The following is a 20,281-nucleotide window of genomic DNA, read 5'->3' on the forward strand; positions in this document are numbered from 1 at the left end:
GCGAGTCGCAGCCGAATCACGCACTCGACAGAAATGTCAGGCAGGGACCACGTTCACCAGCTTCGGCGCGCGGACGATCACCGTGCGGATCCCGCGCCCGTCGAGCGTGCGCTGCACGTTCGCGTCGGCCAGGGCCAGCTCACGCAGCTCGTCGTCACCGATCGACGGCGGGACCTCGAGCCGGCTGCGCACCTTGCCCTGGACCTGCACGACGCACGTCACGGTGTCCTCGACCAGGTACTCGTCGAGCGCGACCGGGAAGGGCTCGTGCGCGAGCGACTGCGGGTGCCCGAGCCGCGACCACAGCTCCTCCGCGATGTGCGGCGCGATGGGCGCGACCATGAGGATCAGCGGCTCGATCGCCTCGCGCGGCACGCGGTCCAGGCCCGTGAGGTGGTTGTTGAGCGCGATGAGCTTGGCGATCGCCGTGTTGGAGCGCATGTGCTCCATCTCGACGCGCACGTCCGCGATGGTCCGGTGGACCAGGCGCAGGGTCGCGACTTCGGCGGGCTCGTCGGAGACCGTGGTCTCCCCCGTGTCCTCGCTGACCACGTTGCGCCACAGCCGCTGCAGGAACCGCTGCGAGCCGACGACGGCGCGCGTGTCCCAGGGGCGTGACAGGTCGAGCGGTCCCATGGACATCTCGTACACGCGGAACGTGTCGGCGCCGTAGGCCTCGTACATGTCGTCGGGCGTCACGACGTTCTTGAGCGACTTGCCCATCTTCCCGTACTCGCGGTTGACGGGCTCGCCCTTCCAGGTGAAGCCCTGCTGCTCGTCCCCCTCGACTTCCTCCGCCGGCACGTACGCCCCGCGCGCGTCGGTGTAGGCGTAGGCCTGCACGTAGCCCTGGTTGAAGAGCTTGTGGAACGGCTCGGTGCTGGTCACGTGCCCGAGGTCCAGGAGGACCTTGTGCCAGAAGCGCGCGTACAGCAGGTGCAGCACGGCGTGCTCGACGCCGCCCACGTACAGGTCGACGCCGCCCGCGGGTCCGGCCGTGGCGTTGTGGCCGGGGCCGGTCCAGTACTTCTCGAGCTCGGGCGAGGCCATGTGCTCGGTGTCCGCGGGGTCGAGGTAGCGCAGGTAGTACCAGCAGGACCCGGCCCAGTTGGGCATGGTGTTGGTGTCGCGGCGGTAGGTCTTGGGACCGTCGCCCAGGTCGAGCGTGACGTTGACCCAGTCCTCGTTGCGGCCCAGCGGTGGCTCGGGCGAGGAGTCGGCGTCGTCGGGCTCGTAGGTGCGCGGCGAGTAATCGGGGACCTCGGGCAGGTTGACGGGCAGCAGCGAGTCGGGCAGCGCGATGGGCTGGTCGTTCTCGTCGTAGACGATGGGGAACGGCTCGCCCCAGTAGCGCTGGCGGCTGAAGAGCCAGTCGCGCAGGCGGTAGGTGATGGTGCCGGTGCCGATGTTCCTGGCCTCGAGCCACTCGATCATGGCGCGCTTGGCGTCGGGCACGCTGAGGCCGTCGAGCGAGATCTCGTCGTTGGACGAGTTGACGATCTCGCCGTCGCCGGTCCAGGCGCCCTCGTGGTCCTCGGGGGCCGCGACCGTGCGGATCACGGGCAGCTCGAAGGCCTCGGCGAACGCGTGGTCGCGCTCGTCGCCGCCGGGGACGGCCATGATGGCGCCCGTGCCGTAGCCCATGAGGACGTAGTCGGCCGTGAACACGGGGATGAGCGTGCCGTTGACGGGGTTCACGGCCAGGTGGCCCGTGAACACGCCGGTCTTCTTGCCCGCGTCGGCCTGGCGCTCGACCGCGGTCTTGGCCGCGGCCTCCTTGCGATAGGCGGCGACGGCGTCGATCGGGGTCGCGTGCCCGCCGGTCCACACGTCACGCGTGCCGTCGGGCCACTCGGCGGGGACCTCGTCGAGCAGGGGGTGCTCGGGCGAGACGACCATGAACGTCGCGCCGAACAGGGTGTCGGGGCGCGTCGTGAAGACCTCGACGTCCTGGTTTCCTGCCGCGCCCACGCCGTCGATCGCGAAGCGCACGGTGGCGCCCTCGCTGCGGCCGATCCAGTTGCGCTGCATCGACTTGACCTTCTCCGGCCAGTCGATGAGGTCCAGGTCGTCGGCCAGGCGGTCCGCGTACGCGGTGATGCGCATGTTCCACTGGCGCAGGCTGCGCTGGAAGACGGGGAAGTTGCCGCGCTCGGAGCGGCCGTCGGACGTGACCTCCTCGTTCGCGAGCACGGTGCCCAGTCCGGGTGCCCAGTTGACGGGCGACTCGGACACGTAGGCCAGGCGCTGCGGGTCGATCACGGCGCGCTGCGCGACGCGGTCGAGGTCCGCCCAGCGGGTGCCCTCAGGGTGGCCGGGGACGGCACGCGTACCTGCGGCGTACTCGGCCTCGAGCTCGGTGATGGGGCGCGCACGGCCCGTGCCGCCGTCGGGACGCACGGCGTCCTCGTCGTACCAGGCCTCGAAGATCTGCAGGAAGATCCACTGGGTCCAGCGGACGTACTCCGGGTCGATCGTCGCGAACGAGCGGCGCGAGTCGTGCCCCAGGCCCAGGCGGCGCAGCTGGCGCTTCATGTTGGCCATGTTGGCCTCGGTCGTGACGCGCGGGTGCTGGCCGGTCTGCACCGCGAACTGCTCGGCGGGCAGGCCGAACGCGTCGTAGCCGAGGGCGTGCAGGACGTTGTCGCCGCACATGCGCCGGAAGCGCCCGACGACGTCGGTCGCGATGTACCCGAGCGGGTGCCCGACGTGCAGGCCCGCGCCCGAGGGGTACGGGAACATGTCCATGATGAAGTAGGGCGAGCGCCCGTCGGCGTGCTTGCCGTCGCCGTCGGTGAGGTGCCCCGAGGGGTTGGCCGCCCAGAACGTGCCGCGCTCCTCCCACGCGTCCTGCCACCGGAGCTCGATGTCCTGCGCGAGCGCGGGCGTGTATCGGTGGGAGGTCGTCTCGGGCGAGGACGCGGGGGCGTCGTGCACGGACTCGGCGGGGTTCTCGGGGGCGGGGTTCTCAGGCGTGCTCACCCCGCGAGTTTACCGTTCGGCGGGGCGTCGTCCGGCAGGCGGGCGCGGGCTGGACGCCCACGTCCCACCCTGCCCGACGGCGCCGCTCGCCCACGGCGTCGAGGCCCGTCCGCCCCCGTCCTCCCGGGCGGACGGGGGCCGTCGGAAGGCGTGCCGGTCAGACCGTCTGGAGGTACTCGACGATCGTGGGGCCCATCTCGAGGAAGACCCAGGCCACGAGGAGGACGTACAGCACCGCGAGGAGCGTGCCCTTGTTGTCGACGATCACGCGGCGGACCCCCTCGGAGACCTTGAGGTACCCCTCCTGGACGGCGTGCACTACCTGGAACCAGAAGATGGGCAGCATCGCGGCCCACACGACCATGCAGAACGGGCAGAGCACGACGAGCACGTAGAGGCTGGTCCACACCAGGAAGACGACGAGGCCCATGGCGAGAGTCGTGACGGCGAGCAGGGTGAGCCAGAACCAGCGGGGCAGCCGCGCGCCGGTGAGGACGACGACGCCGATCGTCATGACCACGGGGAAGGCCGCGACGCCGAGGAACGGGTTGGGGAACCCGAGGAGCGCCCCCTGCCAGGACGCCATCGCGGGGCCGCAGTCGAGGAACGGGTTGAGCGAGCAGGCCGCGACGTGGTTCGGGTCGATGAGCTTGAGGTAGCGCTCGATCGCGAGCCAGGCGGCGCCGACCAGCCCGACGGCGCCCGCGACCAGGAGGATCCAGCCGAAGGCGCGGGGGGTGAGGTTCTTCGCGTCGACGTCGGGGACCCGGGGGCCGCCCCCCTCGTCCGCGGCGAGGTCGGCGGAGTCGCCGGTGGTGCCCGGGGTGCGCCCGGTGCGGGAAGGACGGGTGGGGCTCTCGCTCACGAACCGCTCCTGAAGGGTCTGCGCGTGCACTTCCGGCACACAGGTGGGCCCAAGGTACCGGCGATGTCTGGGGCTTGGCTGAACGCTCCACGTACGCGCGGCGTCACGAGGCCGTAGCACGCGTGCCGCGCGTGTCGGGTGGAGCACGCGTAGCGTCGTGGGCACAGGACGTCATACCGAGAGCGGAGGGGTTGTTCATGGCGCACAAGAAGGCGCACAAGAAGTCGTGGAGCGAGTTCAGCGGCGGCAAGAAGGTCGTGATGGTGGTGCTCTCGCTCGTGCAGATCACGCTCACCGTCGCCGGTTACCGCGACCTGGCCCGGCGGCCCGCCGACGAGGTCGAGGGCCCGAAGATCGCGTGGGGTGTGGCGATGCTGGCGAACTGGGTGGGTCCGATCGCCTACTTCGCGAAGGGGCGCAAGGGGCTGGGCCTCAACGCCTGAGGCGCCGCCCCCGGGTGAGCGCGGGAGGGGCGAGCAGGATCACGCCGTGCCGACCGGAGACGGCTCCGCCTGCTCGTCCTCCCGGACGTGCACGACGCGCTGGCGCCCGAACAGGGCGATGATCGCTAGCCCGGCGAGCGTGAGCGCGAGGCCTGTCCACGCGAGGTCGCGGTAGCTCCAGCCCGCCGCGATGACGAGGCCGCCGAGGAACGCCCCGTTGGCGTTGCCCACGTTGAGCGCCGAGTGGCACAGAGCTGCCCCGAGCGACGGGGCGCCGGGCGAGAGGTCCATGAGCCGGGTCTGGAGCGCGAGGCCGAGGATCTGCGACGTCACGCCCAGCAGGAACAGGGACGCGACGGCCGGGACCGGGCTCTGGCCCGTGAGCGCGAAGGCGACGAGGGCTGCGGCCGTCGAGCCGAAGCCGATCCACACGGTCCGCAGGACGTCCTTGTCGGCGAGCCGTCCGCCGACGATCGTCCCGAGCGTCATGCCGAGGCCGAAGATCGCGAGGACCACGGGCACGACCCCGAGCGAGAGGCCCGTGACCTCGGTCATGGTGGGCGCGACGTACGAGTAGACGGCGAACATGCCGCCGAAGCCGATCGCCCCGCCCACGAAGCTGATCCACAGCGGGCCGTTCTTCAGCGCGGCGACCTCCTGGCTCACGCTCGACCCGGTGTCGCCCGCGCCCGCGGGGACCCAGCGCCACAGGGCCGCGAGGGTGACGCCGCCCAGGACGCCGATGAGCACGAAGGCCGCGCGCCAGCCGAGCTGCTGGCCCGCGAACGTCGACAGGGGCACGCCCACGACGTTCGCGATCGTCAGCCCGGTCATCATCATGGCCACGGCGTGGCCGCGCCGCCCGGGACCGACGACGGCGGCGCCGACCGCGGCCCCCACCCCGAAGAACGCGCCGTGCGGCAACCCTGCGAGGAAGCGTCCCGCGATGAGCCACTCGATGGTCGGGGCGGCGGCCGAGAGCACGTTGCCGAGGGTGTAGGCGAGCATGAGCGCGATCAGCAGCTTCTTGCGCGAGACGCGCGCGGCGAGCACGGTGAGCAGGGGCGCGCCGACCACGACGCCCACGGCGTAGGCCGTGATGGCGTGCCCGGTGACCGGGATGGTCGCACCGAGGTCTGCGGCGATGTCGGGCAGGAGGCCCATGGTCGCGAACTCGGTCGTGCCGATCGTGAAGCCGCCCGCGGCGAGCGCGAGCAGCGCGAGCCCGGTCGTCCGTGGACCACGGCGTGCGCCGCCCGCCCGACGACGTCGCACGCCGCCCGGGGCGGGCGCGTCGAGAGTGTCGGTCGGGCCGGGCGCGCTGGTGCTGTCGACGGTCAAGGCGGGACCCCTTCGAGGGTGTTCACGGGCAGGAAGTTGCGGATCGAATCGATTCGAGCCGTTCGCTGACGCCGTCGGCAGCATGATGCGGGAAGAACGCCAGTCTAGACGGGGGCGTGGCCCGCCGCGAGGGCCTGCGGCACGACCCACACGCGGGACGCCGCCGGGAGCCCCAGGTGCACGGGGCTCGCCTCGCTCCCCCACGTGATGGACATGGTGCCCGCGTACTCGCGCCGCTCCTGCACGCAGACCTCGGCATCGAGCCCCAGGCCCAGCTCCGCGAGGTAGCGCAGCACGTCCGGGTCCGAGTCCGAGATGCGCGCGACGACGGCGCAAGCCCCCGGGTCGAGCTCCGAGAGCCGGACCGCCGCCGGGCGCGGGACGTGTCCCGCGGCGGTCGGGATCGGGTCGCCGTGCGGGTCACGCGTCGGATGGCCGAGCAGGGCGTCGATCCGGTCGAGCATCAGGTCCGACACCGCGTGCTCCAGGACCTCGGCCTCGTCGTGCACCTCGTCCCACGAGTACCCCAGCTCGGAGACCAGGTACGTCTCGAGGATGCGGTGCCGGCGCACCATCGCGACCGCGTGCGAACGACCCAGGTCCGTGAGCTCGATCGCGCCGTAGCGGGCGTGCACGAGCAGTCCCTGCGAGGACAGCCGGCGCACGGTCTCCGAGACGGTCGAGGCTCCTACGCCCAGGCGGTCCGCGAGCAGCTTCGTGGTCACGGGCTCGTCGGACCACTCCTGCGCCGACCACACCACCTTGAGGTAGTCCTGGGCGACGGAGGTCAGGTCGAGGGGATGGTTCACGGCGCTCACTCTATTTCACGGGCCCGGGCGGGGCCGGGGCGCGCCGCGGGCCGGACGCCGAGGCGCGGGCTCCCGGGGGCGCACCCGCACCCGACCGCTCGCACGCGGCTGACCCCGTCCCCGCCCCCCCTCACCCGGTGACCAGCTCCGCGGTCTCACGCTCCGCCGTCGGGCCCACGGTCTGCACCACGCGCGGGCGGCGCGCCAGGTGCACCACGTACGCGACGGCGAACACGACCCCCTGCGCGACCACGATCGTCGCGGCGCTCGCGGTGTCGAGGTAGTAGCTCGCGTAGATCCCGACGACCGCGCAGCCCACCGCGACGAGCGGCGCCACCACGAGCATGCGGGACATCCGGTCGACCAGGAGGTAGGCCGTGGCGCCCGGCGTGATGACCAGGGCCACGACGAGCACGACCCCGACCGCCTGGAGCGCGACCACCACGGTCAGCGCGAGCGAGCCCAGCAGCAGCGCGGACAGGCGCCTCGGGGAGATGCCGACCGCGTGCGCGTGCACGGGGTCGAACGCGAACAGCGTCAGGTCCCGCCGCTTGAGCACGAGCACCACGGTCGTCAGCGCCCCCAGGACCACGACCTGCCACAGGTCCGTGTCCGTGATGCCCAGCATGTTGCCGAACAGGATGTGGCCCAGGTCGATCTGGCTCGGCGTGACCGAGACGAGCACGATCCCGATCGCGAACAGCGTCGTGAAGACCACGCCGATCGCCGCGTCCTCCTTGAGCCGGCTCGTGTCCCGGACCGTGCCGATGAGCGCGACCGCCCCGATCCCGAACACGAGCGCACCCACCGCGAACGGCACCCCGACGATGTAGGACAGCACGACGCCCGGCAGCACCGCGTGCGAGACCGCGTCCCCGAGCAGCGACCAGCCGATCATGATGAGCCAGCAGCTCAGCAGGGCGCACACGATGCTCGCGACCACCGCGACGAGCAGCGCGCGCTGCACGAACTCGTACTCGAGGGGCGCGGCGAGCCACGTCCCCGCGGCGGCGAGCAGGTCGAGCGGGTTCATCGGGCGGCTCCTTCGGTCGTCGCGGAGCCGTGCGGCGCCGCCAGGTGGGGCGGGGTGCCGACGGCACCGACGGCGCCGTCGTCGGCCGTGCCGGACTCGCCCCGGGTCGCGGCGAGCGGGTCGATCCCGAACGTGCGGGCAAGGTTCTCAGGGCGCAGCACCACGTCGGGCGGCCCGGTCATGATGACGCGCCGCTGGAGCAGGATCGCGTCGTCGACCAGGTCCGGCAGCGAGGACAGGTCGTGCGTCGAGACCAGGACGGCGCAGCCGGCCGCCGCCAGGCTCCGCAGCACCGCCGTGATCTGCGCCTCCGAGACCTTGTCGACGCCCGCGAACGGCTCGTCGAGGAGCAGCAGCCGCGCGCCCTGGGCGATCGCCCGGGCGACGAAGACCCGCTTGCGCTGCCCCCCGGACAGCCGGCCGATCTGGCGGTGCGCGAGGTCCGCGAGCCCCACGCGCTCCAGCGCGTCGACCACGGCCCGACGGTCCTCGCCCCGTGCGCGGCGCGTCGGCCCGAGCCCTCCGTAGCGGCCCATGGTCACGACGTCGCGCACGTCGACCGGGAACGCCCAGTCGACGTCCTCGGACTGCGGCACGTAGCCGACGAGGCCGTCCTTGCGCGCCGCGTCCGCGTCCCGGCCGTAGATCCGCACGTCCCCGGCCTGGGTCACGCCGTTCCCGCGCGTCATGCCCATGACGGACCGGAACAGCGTCGACTTGCCCGAGCCGTTCGCCCCGATCAGCCCGGTCACGGTGCCGGGCGCGAGCGAGAGCCCCACGTCCTCGAGCGCGAGGACCTCGCGGTAGCGGACGGTGAGCCCGCGGACGTCGAGGGCTGGCGTGGGGTCCATGTGCGGCTCCAGGTCGTCGGGTCGGGCATCTGGTCGGGCATCTGGTCGGGTGGTGGCCGGGTCACGGGTCTCCCCCACGGTCGCCCGGCGAGCGCTCGTCACGACTCGCCCCGCAGCCCCGCGCTGATGACGTGCGCGTCGTGGGTGAGCAGGTCGAGGTAGGTGGGGACGGCGCCGTCGGGCCGGGACAGCGAGTCGACGTAGAGCGTGCCCGCGTACGTCGCGCCCGTCTCGGCCGCGACCTGCCGCTGGGCCGCGGCCGAGACCGTCGTCTCGCAGAACACGGCGCGCACGTCGTTGTCCCGCACGTAGTCGATGACGCGCGCGACCTGCTGCGGCGTGCCCTGCTGGTCGGCGTTGACGGGCCACAGGAACTTCTCGTCGAGCCCGACGTCGCGCGCCAGGTAGGAGAACGCCCCCTCGCACGTGACGAGCGCGCGGGAGCCGGCCGGGACCTGGTCGACCTCGGCCGCGAGCTCGCGACCCACGGTGTCGATGCGCTCGGCGTACTCGGCGGCGTTCGCACGGTAGTCGGCCGCGTTCGCGGGGTCCGCCGCGGCGAACGCCTCGCCGATGTTGCGCGCGTAGATCGCGCCGTTGACGGGCGACATCCACGCGTGCGGGTTGGGGCGCCCGTCGTACGCCCCCGACCCGATCTCGATCACGTCGACCCCGTCGGAGACCGTGACGTGCGGGGCGTCGAGGCGCGCGACGAAGGGCTCGAACCACTTCTCGAGCCCGAGCCCGTTGTCCAGGACCAGGTCCGCGCTCGCGGCGCGGCGCAGGTCCGCGGGCGTGGGCTCGTAACCGTGGATCTCGGCGCCCACCTTGGTCAGGGACGCGACCTCGACGTGGTCGCCGCCGACCTCGCGGGCCATGTCGGCCAGCACGGTGAAGGTGGTCAGGACCCGCAGCGGCCCGACGCCGTCGCTCGCCTCCGCGACGGCGGCGTCACCCGGCAGGGGCTCCCCCGAGGAGGACTCACCCGTGCAGCCTGCGACGAGGAGCAGTGCGGCGAGGCCTCCGAGGACGGGTTTGACCCCTGTGCGAAGTCGAAAGTTCGGCATACCGAACTTTAACCACGTGCACGCTGTCCCGTCGAGCACGACCGGGGGCGCACACGAGATCTCGGCGTCGGACGCTCCCCGCAGCCGTCGAACGGCCCCGGACCTCCTGGACCGCGCAGGCTCAGGGCGCGGGCGTCTGCGCGGGCGCGCCGCGTTCGAGCCGGAGCAGCATCTCGACCGTCCCCGACGGGTCGAGGGTCACGAACGGCAGCTCGGGCACGTGCACGCCGAAGTCGGCGAACGTCACCGGGATGGCCCCGGTGACCTGGACCCCGTCGCCCGAGCGCCGTGCCTCGAGCGTCACGGACACGGGTTCGGTCACGTCCCGGATCGTCAGGGTGCCCCGCGCCTTGACCGTCAGGGGCTCGGCCCGGTTCTCGATCCCCGTGAGGTCGACCGGTTCGGTGAGGATGAACACCGCGTTGGGGAACACGTCGGTCTCGAGGAGGCGCCGGAACGCGTCGTCGCGCACCACGCTGTCGCTCGCGATCGACGCCGTGTCCACCGTGACGTCGGCCCGGACGAGCTCGCCGTCGGTGACCACGAGCGAACCACCGACCGCCTCGGTACGGCCCACGACCGTCCCCTTCTCGCCGCTGAGGACCTCGTCGACCCGGTATCCCGCCTGCGAGCCCGGGCTCACGACCCACGTACCGTCCGGGTCGAACGGCCCGGGGTCGGGCGACTCGGAGGGCAGGGCGCTCTCTCCGGGGGTCTGGAGACCGAGCGGAGGGGGCGGGTTGCCCGCCGAGATGCGGGCCACGACGTACGGCCCGGCGAGCACGATCACCAGCGCCGCGACGACCGCGACGAGGATCCACCGGGCACCTCTGCTCATGCCCCGTATTCTGCCGTGCCGCGGCCCGCCCTCCGGACCACCGGGGTCCGATTCACCGGGTCCGGCACGTTCGCTCACGGGTCCCTCACCGCTTCGCTCTCCGCGCGGGCCTCACGCCTGCCGCCCGCACGAACCGACGCACCTCGACCTTAGGGCGTCCGGCCCCGGACACGTCGGCGCCCTCGAACCCGACCGGTGCGCGTCGGGTCTCGTGGGGCGGGGTGCTGCGTGGGCGGCTCATCACCTCTCACACTTCCCGATCGATCACCCGGGTGCCAGCGGGCACGCCCGGAGGCACCCGGGTGAATGTCCGGCGCGACCTCTCACGCCCGTGCGGAGCGCAGCGCCACGAGGGCGATCGTTGCCGCCACGAGCATGAGCCCGAAGCCGATCCACGACGTGGTCCCCACGCCGCTGCCGAAGGCCTCGTGAGCCGAGGCCAGCAGGGCCTGGGCCTGATCCGTGGGCAGGGTCTCGGCGACCTGCGTCGCGCCGCCGAGCGTCTCGGCGGCCGCGGTCGCGTCCGCGGCGGGCACCCCGTCGGGTACGACGACGTTGCGGTGGTAGGACGCCGTGAGGATGCTCCCGAGGACGGCCGTGCCCAGCACGGCGCCGACCTCGTACGCGGTCTCGGAGATCGCCGAGGCCGCACCGGCCTTGTCCGCCGGGACGGCCGAGACGATCAGGTCGTTCGAGACGGTCTCGGCAGCGCCGATCCCGATCGCGAGGACCACGAACGCGACGACGAGCACCATGAGCGTGCTCGCGCCCGCGCTCAGCGCGACGATCGCGTAGCCCGCCGCGGCGAACAGCAGCGCGACCGCGACCACGTACGACGGACGCACCCGGCGCACGACCCGCACGACGAGCAGGCCCGCGACGATCATCGCGGCCAGCCCCGGCAGCAGCGCGTAGCCGGCCTTCATGGGGCTCAGCCCGAGCACGAGCTGGACGTCCTGCGACACGAAGAACAGGAAGCCCACGAGCGAGAACACCGACAGGAGGTTGATCACGACCGCACCGGAGAACTCCCCCCGGCGGAACAGGCGGACGTCGATCATGGGGTCGGGGCGCCCCAGCTGGCGCCGCACGAACGCCCACCCGGCGGCGACCCCGAGGACGAGCGCACCTACGGCGAGCGCGCTGGGCCCGGACTTGGCGAGGGTCTTGATGCCGAGCACGATCGGCGCCATGGTCGCCATCGAGAGCGCGATCGACAGGACGTCGACCCGGCCCGGGTTCGCGTCCTTCGACTCGGGCACGAAGATCGGCGCGAGGACCAGCAGGAGCAGCAGCACGGGGACCGCGAGCAGGAAGACCGAGCCCCACCACGAGTGCTCGAGCAGGAACCCGCCCGCGATCGGGCCGATCGCGTTGCCGGCCGCGAAGCCCGCGGCCCAGATCGCGATCGCGAGCCGGCGCTCCTCGCGGTCGGTGAAGATGTTGCGCAGCAGCGAGAGGGTCGGCGGCATGATCATGGCGCCGAAGAAGCCGAGCCCCGCACGCGACGCGACGAGGGCCTCGGCGCTGGGCGCGTAGGCCGCGACGACCGAGATCGCGGCGAAGCCGACGGCGCCGATCAGCAGCAGCCGGCGTCGCCCGATGCGGTCCGCGAACGATCCCATCGAGACGAGCAGGCCCGCGAGCACGAGCGGGTAGATGTCGATCATCCACAGCAGCTGGGTCCCCGTGGGGCGCAGCGCCTCGGAGATCTGCGGCAGCGCGAAGGTCAGGACCGTGTTGTCGATCGAGACGAGCAGCACGGGGAGCATGAGCACGGCGAGCGCGATCCACCGGCGGTTGCGGGTCAGGGGCGAGCCGGAGCTCGCGGGGTGCGTCGAAGCGCCCTGGGGGCCGTTCGGGTCCCGGGGCGTCCGGTTGTCCTGGACGAGAGTCACGGGAGCAGTCCTTTCACGTACGAGGACGGCTGGGGCGGCGCTGTGGCGCCGGACTGCCAACCGTCCAGACGGTACAGTAACCGACCGGACGGTACACTTTCAAGATGCCGCCGCCCCCTGCCGCTCGCGCCAAGGTCCTCGAGGCATTCGCCACCCTGCTCGTCACGCAAGGAGAACGCGCGGCCACGCTCGACGCCGTCGCCGCCGAGGCAGGAGTCTCCAAGGGCGGCCTGCTCTACCACTTCGGCTCCAAGGTCGCGCTGGCCGAGGGGCTCATGGGGCTCCTGCGCGAGCTGACCGCCGCGGACGTCGAGACCATGCGCTCGTGGCCGGCCGGCCCGGTCGACTACTTCATCCGGACGTCGGCCGACTCGGACAGCGGCTTCGAGCTCGTCTACGTCGCCGTCTCGCGGCTCGCCCAGGGCAGCTACCCGCAGGCCCGCGCCGCGCTCGACGACGCCCACGACGCGTGGACCGGCGCGGTGCTCGACGTCGTCGGCGACCCCGTCGTCACCCGGGCGATCATGCTCATCGGTGACGGGCTCTACGCCCAGGCCAGCGAGCACTTCGCGAGCGGCGCCTCTCCCTCGGCCGCGGCCCAGGACCGGGCCGGCTCGATCGACGAGCTCCTCGCGCTCATCGACGAGATGATCGCGCTCCGCACCCAGGGCTGAGCCCGCCGAGCCGGGCCCCCGAACCTCCGCGGCGCCGTCGGGCAGCGACCCGCCCCGAACGTGCGGGAGGCGCCGGCCGCCCCCAGTGGCAACCGGCGCCCCTTACCTCCCGCACACCTCATGCGGTCCCCCCGCACTGCGAGCAGTGCGGGGAAATCCCGTACCTCGCCCCGGTCCCACGGTCCGTAGCGTGGGGGCGTCCGGGACGACGACGGTCAGGGAGTGCCCACGGGACACTCACCGACCAGTGTCCCCCCTCGGCCCCGCCTCCGCCAGGCCGGCCCCCTCGGATGTTGCGCAGTGCACACGCGCGGTCGCGTGCCGCGCGCTCCTCCTCAACGCAGCCGCACCACGCTCGTCCAGGCGTCCGCCAGCAGGTCGTGACCTGCCGGGGTGGGGTGCACGCCGTCGTACGCCCAGGCCTGGGGCCCCAGCCCGCTCGTCGCGACGGCCTGCGCGAACGGCCCGTCGGTCGCCACGAGCGCCAGCCCGTACTCGGTCGCGAGCCGCCGCACGACCTGGATCTTGGGGTCCAGGTCCTCGCGCCAGCCCCACTGCTCCGCGCGGACCGGCACCAGGAAGGGCTCGACCAGCACGATCGCGGCGCGGGGCGCCCCGGCGCGGGTCCGGTCGAGCAGGTCGCGGTAGCCGGACTCGAACGCCTCGGTGCTCGTCGCATCCCCTGCGTCGTAGCGGCGCCAGGTGTCGTTGATCCCGATCTTGATCGAGACGAGGTCGGGCTCGAGCGCGAGGACGTCGGCGTCCCAGCGCGCCTGCAGGTCCACGACCCGGTGACCGCTCACGCCACGGTTGAGCACCTCGATCCCGCGGCGCCCGCACACGCCGGCGACCCGGGCCGCATAGCCGTGCCCGAGCCCGAACTCCCCCTCGGCGACCCGCCCGGCGTCGGTGATCGAGTCGCCGATCAGGACGGCTCGCGACCCCGGGGCCAGCACCGCGCGGCTCACGCCGTGCCCGCCTCGGCCGCGGCGGCCGGACGCTCGCCGGACGGCTCCAGCGGCGCCCTCACCCCGGCGGACGCCGCACGCTCGGCCTCGACCGTGGCCGCCACCTGGCGCAGCGCGTCCTGGAGCGGCGCGTAGTGCGCGATGACCGCCTCCCGGTAGGCGTCGGCGTCCCCCGCCTCGGCCGCACGGAGCATGGCCCCGTGCGCCTTCGCGGTGAGGTCGATCTGCTCGGGCGCGGGCAGCCCCAGCTTGGGCGAGACCACCTGGTGCACATCCCAGAACGCGGTGCCGAGCTGTGCCACGAGGAAGTTGTCGAGGTGCGCGAGCAGGTGCGAGTGGAACTCGCGGTCCTCCTCGAAGAAGTCCTCGCCCTTCTGCGCCTTGCGCTCCATCGCGGCGACGAGGCTCTCGAGGTCGGGGTTCGAGGTGCCGGCCATCTCGGTGACGATCTGCTCGGCCATCGACAGGTCGAGCGCCTGGCGCACCTCGACCACCTCGCGCAGCGCCGAGAAGTCGTCCCCCGGGATCAGCACCCCGCGGAACACCAGCCCTTCGACCAGCGGCTTGAGCGAGAGCTGGCCCACGTAGGTGCCGTAGCCGTGCCGCACCTCGACGATGTCGAGGGCCGCGAGCGTCCTGATCGCCTCGCGGACGTTCGACCGGCTGACACCCAGGAGCGAGCACAGCTCGGCCTCGGTCGGCAGGAGATCGCCGGGCCGCAGATGGGCCCGCAGGATGTAGTCCTTGATCTGTTCGGTAGTCGTCGGGGGACGCACCCCCTGACCTCCGAAGCCCAGATGTGACACGGGCTCGGTAGCTGTCATGCGCCTTGACCTCCTCAGAAATTGCCTCTACGGTTCAACCCTACCAGCGTCAGACATCAGACGTCCTATATCTGGAGAGTTCATGGCTACCTCGATGGCGACTAGCACGAACGCGACCGACACCTCTCGCCGGAGCTTCCTCAAGCTCGCCGGCGTGATCGGCGCAGGAGCGGTGATCGCAGGCACGATCGCCGCCTGCGGCGGACCCGCGTCCACCTCGGCCGACCCGCAGACCACCCCCGCCACCGGCGGCGGGGCCAAGCCCAACCTCGACGGCACGATCGAGGCGGGCATCTCCTACGCCCTGTCGACCGGCTTCGACCCCATGACGACGTCCGGCGCCGTGACCATGGCCGCCAACTGGCACGTCCTCGAGGGCCTCGTCGAGCTCGACCCGGCAGCCCGCACGCCCTACGCCGCGCTCGGCAAGGAGCTGCCCAAGAAGATCGACGAGACCACCTGGGAGGTCACGCTGCGCGACGGCGCGACGTTCCACGACGGCTCCCCCGTCACGGCCGACGACGTGGTGTTCAGCTTCAACCGCGTCCTGGACCCGGCGAACGCCTCGCTCTACTCCCAGTTCCTGCCGTTCCTCGCCTCGGTCGCCGCCAAGGACGACAAGACGGTCACCTTCACGCTCAACTACCCGTTCGGGCTGTTCGTCGACCGCGTCTCGGTCGTCAAGATCGTCCCGAAGGCGATCGTCGAGGCCGACCCCAAGGCCTACGACTCGCTGCCCGTGGGCTCGGGCCCGTACAAGCTCACGAGCGCGACGGTCGACGACAAGATCACGTTCGAGCGCTTCGACGCCTACAACGGCTCGCGCCCCGCGCTCGCCAAGGCCATGACGTGGAACCTGCTCTCGGACGCCGCCGCTCGCGTGACCGCGGTCGAGTCGGGCCGCGTCCAGTCGATCGAGGACGTGCCGTACCTCGACGTCGACCGCCTCGCGAACGCCGTCACCGTCGAGTCCGTCCAGTCGTTCGGTCTGCTGTTCATGATGTTCGACTGCACCAAGGCGCCGTTCACCGACAAGCGCGTGCGTCAGGCGTTCTTCCACGCGCTCGACATGGACAAGATCATCAGCACGGGCCTGCTCGGCAACGCGACCGCGGCGACCAGCTTCCTGCACAAGGAGCACCCGTCCTACGTCAAGGCCTCGACGGTCTACTCGCACGACCCCGCCAAGGCCAAGAAGCTCCTGGCCGACGCGGGCGTGAGCGGCCTGACGATCACCCTCCTGACGACCGACACGAGCTGGGTCAAGGACGTCGCCCCGCTCATCAAGGAGGACCTCGACGCGGTCGGGATCTCCACGACGCTCGACATCGGCCAGTCCGGCGGTCAGTACAAGAAGGTCGACGACGGCGGGCTCGAGGTCATGGTCGCCCCCGGTGACCCCTCGGTCTTCGGCAACGACCCCGACCTGCTGCTCCGCTGGTGGTACTCGGGCTCGGTGTGGCCGGTCAAGCGCTACCGCTGGGCCAGCACGCCCGAGTTCGCGGAGGTCACGCGCCTGCTCGACCAGGGTGCCGCCGAGCAGGACGCGGCCAAGCAGAAGAAGACCTGGGGCCAGGTCTTCGACATCCTCTCCGACGAGGTCCCGCTGTACCCGCTGCTGCACCGCAAGCTCCCCACGGCCTGGGAGGACTCGGCGCTGACCGGGTTCAAGCCCATCCCCGTCACGGGCCTGTCCTTCCTGGACGTCTCCCGCACCGCCTGACGTCCCCGTGTTCCGGGTGGCGGCGGCGCCTGCGCCGCCGCCACCCACCCCGACCCCGAGGAGTACCGCGTGACCGCGCTCCTACGACTGACCGGACGACGCCTGGTCGCCCTGCCCGTCATGATCCTGGGCATCACCCTGCTCGTCTTCGTCGTCATGCAGTTCGCGCCCAGCGACCAGGCGACCAACGCCCTCGGCGAGTCCGCCACGGACGCGGCCAAGGAGGCCTACCGGGCGGCCAACGGGCTCAACGACCCGATGCTCGTGCAGTACGGCAACTTCCTGGCCGGCCTCGTGCGCGGCGACATGGGCATGACCGTCCCGCCCTCTCAGCCCGTGAACGAGCTCATCGCCAACGCGTTCCCGCTCACGCTCCAGCTCACGTTCATGGGCCTGGCGATCGCCGTCGTGCTCGCGCTCGTGCTCGGTGTGACCGCCGCCCTCTACCGCGACCGCTGGCCCGACCAGGCCATCCGCGTCCTGTCGATCGCGGGCGTCGCGACGCCGTCGTTCTGGCTCGCGATCCTCCTCATCCAGCAGTTCTCGCTGCGCCTGGACTGGTTCCCGTCGGGCGGGTACACGAACCCGTCGGACGACTTCGGGAAGTTCCTCGCCTCGATGTTCCTGCCCGCACTCTCGCTCGCCATCCCGGTCGCGGCGTCGCTGACCCGTGTGGTCCGCACCGCGATGGTCGAGGAGCTCGACCGCGACTACGTGCGGACCGCGATCGGCTCGGGCCTGCCCCGCGGCGTGGTGGTCGGGCGCAACGTCCTGCGCAACGCGCTCATCACGCCCATCACGGTGCTCGGCCTGCGCGTCGGCTACCTCATGGGTGGCGCGGTCATCATCGAGGTCATCTTCGACCTGCCCGGCATGGGCAAGCTCATCCTCAACGGCGTGACCGCGAGCGACACCGCCCTGGTGCAGGGAGTGACGCTGACCGTCGCCCTGACCTTCGTGGTCGTCAACATCCTGGTCGACCTCCTCTACCTCGTCGTCAACCCTCGAATCCGGACGGTGTGACATGCGTCGGAAGCTGACAGAACGACTGTCCCGCCCGGGCCTGCGCCTCGCGGCCCTCCCCCTGGGTTCCAAGATCGCCCTCGGTTTCGTGCTCCTGGTCGCGCTCCTGGCGATCTTCGCCCCGCTCGTCGCGGCCTACGACCCGCTGCAGTCCGGCATGCCGGCCCAGCCGCCGTCGGGCGAGCACTGGTTCGGCACGGACCGCACGGGCCGCGACATCTTCTCCCGCATCGTCTACGGGGCCCGCTACTCGCTCGTGATCGGTCTGGGAGCCACGGCCGTGGCCCTGGTCGCCGGTGCGATCCTCGGCTCGATCGCCGCGACGGCCCACAAGGCCGTGAGCGAGACGCTCATGCGCATCCTCGACATCATCATGGCCTTCCCGGGAATCGCCCTGGCCGTGGTCTTCGTGGCCGTGTGGGGCAAGTCCCTGCCGGTCCTCATCTTCACGATCGCGTTCCTCTACACCCCGCAGATCGCCCGCATCGTCCGCGCCAACGTCCTGAGCCAGTTCGGCGAGGACTACGTGTCGGCCGAGAAGGTCATCGGCGCGCGGACCTCGCTGATCCTGATGAAGCACGTGGCCCGCAACTGCATCGCCCCGATCATGGTGTTCGCGACCGTCCTGGTCGCCGACGCGATCGTGTTCGAGGCGAGCCTGTCGTTCATCGGCGCGGGCGTGCAGGACCCCGAGCCCTCGTGGGGCAACGTCATCGCCTACGGCCGCAACCTCCTGCTCAACGGCGGCTGGTGGGCGACGTTCTTCCCCGGCATGGCGATCCTCCTGACGGTCCTCTCGCTCAACGTCCTGTCAGAGGGCCTCACGGACGCCATGGTCCGCCCCGCGGCTCGCAAGCCGGCCGAGGCTCGCGCCGCCGCCGCCGCCGAGGACGCAGCGCACGCGACCGACCCGCTGACCGAGCCCGACGCCGACGCGCCCCTGGAGTACACGGGTGGCGCCGACCTGCGCGAGCCCCGCGTGCTCGACGAGCTCGTCGCCGACACCTCGGTGATCCCCGACCCGGAGATCGCGATCGCGGCGGCCGCCGCCCAGCGCGAGGCCCTCGCGGTCCAGCTCGAGCGCCTGCGCGTCGTCGAGGCCGCCCGTACGGACCGCCTGGTCTACACGGGCGACGCGGCTCCGCTGCTCGAGGTCAAGAACCTCTCGATCCGCTTCCCCGAACGGCACGGCGACGTGGCCGTCGTGGACGACATCAGCTTCTCGGTGCGTCCCGGCGAGACCATGGCGCTGGTCGGCGAGTCCGGCTGCGGCAAGTCGCTCACGAGCCTCGCGGTCATGGGCCTGCTGCCCTCGTCCGCCCAGGTCACGGGAGAGATCCTGCTCGACGGCGTCGACCTGCTCACGGCGACCCCGGCGCGCCGCAACGCGCTGCGCGGCCACGAGATGGCCATGGTCTACCAGGACGCGCTGAGCTCGCTCAACCCGTCCATGCTGATCCGCTCGCAGATGGCGCAGCTCGTCAAGAGGGGCGGGACGCGCACCGCGGTCGAGCTCCTCGAGCTCGTGGGCCTCGACGCGGACCGCACTCTCAAGAGCTACCCGCACGAGCTCTCGGGCGGGCAGCGCCAACGTGTGCTCATCGCGATGGCCCTCACGCGTGACCCGCGCCTGGTCGTCGCCGACGAGCCGACCACGGCCCTCGACGTCACGGTCCAGAAGCAGGTCGTGGACCTGCTCAACGAGCTCCGGGAGGAGCTCGGGTTCGCGATGGTCTTCGTGAGCCACGACCTGGCGCTCGTCGCGTCGCTCGCGCACCGCGTGACGGTCATGTACGCGGGCCAGGTCGTGGAGTCGGCACCCGTGCCGAGCCTGCTCATGAACCCGCAGCACGAGTACACGCGCGGGCTGCTCGGGGCGGTGCTGTCGATCGAGTCGGGGGCGAAGCGCCTGCACCAGATCCCCGGCACGGTCCCCTCGCCGCGAGACTTCGCGACGGGCGACCGCTTCGCCCCTCGGTCCTCGCGGCCGCAGGACGCGTTCGTGCCCCGTCCCCCGTTGCGCACGCTGCCGGGGACCGACCACCGCTACGCCAGCCACACCGAGTCGACCGACAGCGGTCTCCTGGTCCAGGAAGGTGCCCGATGAGCGAGAAGACTCCCGTCCTGGAGCTCAAGGACGTGCACGTGGTGCACAAGGCCCGCACGGGCAAGCTCTTCCGCCCGGACCGCGTCCACGCGGTCGCCGGGGTCGACATGGCCGTGCGCCGTGGCGAGACCATCGGCATCGTGGGCGAGTCGGGCTGCGGCAAGTCGACGCTCGCGAAGGTCATGGTGGGTCTGCAGGCCCCCACGAGCGGCGACGTCGTGTTCAACGGCCGCAGCGTGCTCAAGCGCAACGCCCGCACCCGCAAGGAGTTCGGGCGCGCGATCTCGATCGTGTTCCAGGACCCGTCGACGGCTCTCAACGGCCGCATGCTCGTGCGCGACATCCTGCGCGACCCGCTCGACGTGCACCAGATCGGCTCCCCCCGGGACCGGGAGCGTCGCGTGAGCGAACTCCTCGACCTCGTGGGCCTGCCCCAGTCGGCCCTCGACGTGCTGCCGAGCCAGGTCTCGGGCGGTCAGCGCCAGCGCGTGGCGATCGCCCGTGCCCTGGCCCTCGACCCGGACGTGATCGTCGCGGACGAGCCCACGTCGGCGCTCGACGTCTCCGTGCGGGCCCAGGTCCTCAACCTCCTGACGGACCTCAAGGCCCGCCTGGACCTCGGGCTCGTGTTCATCTCGCACGACATCCAGACCGTCCGGTACGTCTCGGACCGCATCGCGGTCATGTACTTCGGGAAGGTCGTCGAGGAGGGCACGGCCGAGGAGGTCTTCGACCGCCCGACGAACGACTACACCCGGACCCTGCTCGGCGCCGCGCCGACGCTGCTCTGACGGTCCACCATCCACCCGGCGCCGGGCGGAGCCTTCCGCCCGGC

At 71.9% G+C, this 20,281-nt stretch carries 17 protein-coding genes; 6 read left to right on the plus strand and 11 right to left on the minus strand.

The annotated features are described in order from the left end of the window. Nucleotides 1-36 precede the first annotated feature (36 nt). Both leuS and JOD48_RS12870 read right to left on the minus strand, forming a co-directional pair. On the minus strand, nucleotides 37-2,937 hold the full coding sequence (gene leuS, locus JOD48_RS12865; protein ID WP_204810578.1) for a leucine--tRNA ligase: 2,901 nt from the start codon (nucleotides 2,935-2,937) through the stop codon (nucleotides 37-39). A 202-nt stretch (nucleotides 2,938-3,139) separates the two neighbouring features. Continuing rightward, entirely contained in the window at nucleotides 3,140-3,847 is a 708-nt protein-coding gene (locus JOD48_RS12870; RefSeq protein WP_204809450.1) for a vitamin K epoxide reductase family protein, read from the minus strand. Between the two features lie 197 nt (nucleotides 3,848-4,044). Here JOD48_RS12870 and JOD48_RS12875 point away from each other — a divergent pair, with 197 nt between their 5' ends. After that, entirely contained in the window at nucleotides 4,045-4,290 is a 246-nt protein-coding gene (locus JOD48_RS12875) for a PLDc N-terminal domain-containing protein (RefSeq protein ID WP_191788959.1), read from the plus strand. A 39-nt stretch (nucleotides 4,291-4,329) separates the two neighbouring features. Here the strand turns inward: JOD48_RS12875 and JOD48_RS12880 are convergent, their stop codons facing one another. The 7 genes from JOD48_RS12880 to JOD48_RS12910 form a co-directional block, all read right to left on the minus strand. Then, entirely contained in the window at nucleotides 4,330-5,565 is a 1,236-nt protein-coding gene (locus JOD48_RS12880; RefSeq protein ID WP_307824304.1) for an MFS transporter, read from the minus strand. A gap of 170 nt (nucleotides 5,566-5,735) precedes the next feature. Further along, a complete protein-coding gene (locus JOD48_RS12885) occupies nucleotides 5,736-6,440 on the minus strand; it encodes a metal-dependent transcriptional regulator (RefSeq protein WP_204809454.1) in 705 nt (234 codons plus the stop codon). A 130-nt stretch (nucleotides 6,441-6,570) separates the two neighbouring features. Next, nucleotides 6,571-7,473 carry a metal ABC transporter permease gene (locus tag JOD48_RS12890; RefSeq protein ID WP_191788956.1) on the minus strand — a complete coding sequence of 301 codons (903 nt, stop codon included), beginning with the start codon at nucleotides 7,471-7,473 and terminating at the stop codon, nucleotides 6,571-6,573. After that, nucleotides 7,470-8,324, minus strand: a complete 855-nt coding sequence (locus JOD48_RS12895) for a metal ABC transporter ATP-binding protein (protein WP_204809457.1) — start codon at nucleotides 8,322-8,324, stop codon at nucleotides 7,470-7,472. The genes JOD48_RS12890 and JOD48_RS12895 overlap by 4 nt, the downstream gene beginning before the upstream one ends. Nucleotides 8,325-8,422: 98 nt before the next feature. Continuing rightward, nucleotides 8,423-9,391: a metal ABC transporter substrate-binding protein gene (locus JOD48_RS12900; protein ID WP_191788954.1), complete on the minus strand. Its 969-nt coding sequence runs from the start codon at nucleotides 9,389-9,391 to the stop codon at nucleotides 8,423-8,425. A 121-nt stretch (nucleotides 9,392-9,512) separates the two neighbouring features. Next, nucleotides 9,513-10,229, minus strand: a complete 717-nt coding sequence (locus JOD48_RS12905) for a YceI family protein (RefSeq protein ID WP_191788953.1) — start codon at nucleotides 10,227-10,229, stop codon at nucleotides 9,513-9,515. 323 nt (nucleotides 10,230-10,552) lie between these two features. Next, a complete protein-coding gene (locus tag JOD48_RS12910) occupies nucleotides 10,553-12,127 on the minus strand; it encodes an MFS transporter (RefSeq protein WP_372440739.1) in 1,575 nt (524 codons plus the stop codon). Between the two features lie 104 nt (nucleotides 12,128-12,231). Between JOD48_RS12910 and JOD48_RS19920 the strand changes: the two genes are divergently transcribed. Then, nucleotides 12,232-12,801 (plus strand): TetR/AcrR family transcriptional regulator, encoded by a 570-nt coding sequence (locus tag JOD48_RS19920; protein ID WP_204809459.1) that lies wholly within the window; start codon nucleotides 12,232-12,234, stop codon nucleotides 12,799-12,801. 335 nt (nucleotides 12,802-13,136) lie between these two features. Here the strand turns inward: JOD48_RS19920 and JOD48_RS12920 are convergent, their stop codons facing one another. Next, nucleotides 13,137-13,769 carry an SGNH/GDSL hydrolase family protein gene (locus tag JOD48_RS12920; protein WP_307824134.1) on the minus strand — a complete coding sequence of 211 codons (633 nt, stop codon included), beginning with the start codon at nucleotides 13,767-13,769 and terminating at the stop codon, nucleotides 13,137-13,139. Next, a complete protein-coding gene (locus tag JOD48_RS12925; protein ID WP_204809461.1) occupies nucleotides 13,766-14,593 on the minus strand; it encodes a FadR/GntR family transcriptional regulator in 828 nt (275 codons plus the stop codon). The genes JOD48_RS12920 and JOD48_RS12925 overlap by 4 nt, the downstream gene beginning before the upstream one ends. Before the next feature lie 94 nt (nucleotides 14,594-14,687). On the opposite strand from JOD48_RS12925, the gene JOD48_RS12930 reads away from it, so the two are divergent. From JOD48_RS12930 to JOD48_RS12945, 4 genes are all read left to right on the plus strand, one after another. Beyond that, on the plus strand, nucleotides 14,688-16,316 hold the full coding sequence (locus tag JOD48_RS12930) for an ABC transporter substrate-binding protein (RefSeq protein ID WP_239527410.1): 1,629 nt from the start codon (nucleotides 14,688-14,690) through the stop codon (nucleotides 16,314-16,316). A gap of 69 nt (nucleotides 16,317-16,385) precedes the next feature. Next, nucleotides 16,386-17,339: an ABC transporter permease gene (locus tag JOD48_RS12935; protein WP_307824135.1), complete on the plus strand. Its 954-nt coding sequence runs from the start codon at nucleotides 16,386-16,388 to the stop codon at nucleotides 17,337-17,339. A 1-nt stretch (nucleotide 17,340) separates the two neighbouring features. Further along, nucleotides 17,341-19,446 (plus strand): dipeptide/oligopeptide/nickel ABC transporter permease/ATP-binding protein, encoded by a 2,106-nt coding sequence (locus JOD48_RS12940; protein WP_204809466.1) that lies wholly within the window; start codon nucleotides 17,341-17,343, stop codon nucleotides 19,444-19,446. Continuing rightward, nucleotides 19,443-20,237 (plus strand): ATP-binding cassette domain-containing protein, encoded by a 795-nt coding sequence (locus JOD48_RS12945; RefSeq protein WP_191788947.1) that lies wholly within the window; start codon nucleotides 19,443-19,445, stop codon nucleotides 20,235-20,237. The genes JOD48_RS12940 and JOD48_RS12945 overlap by 4 nt, the downstream gene beginning before the upstream one ends. Nucleotides 20,238-20,281 lie beyond the last annotated feature (44 nt).

Origin of the sequence: Oerskovia paurometabola (assembly GCF_016907365.1) — a bacterium.
Taxonomy (GTDB): domain Bacteria; phylum Actinomycetota; class Actinomycetes; order Actinomycetales; family Cellulomonadaceae; genus Oerskovia; species Oerskovia paurometabola.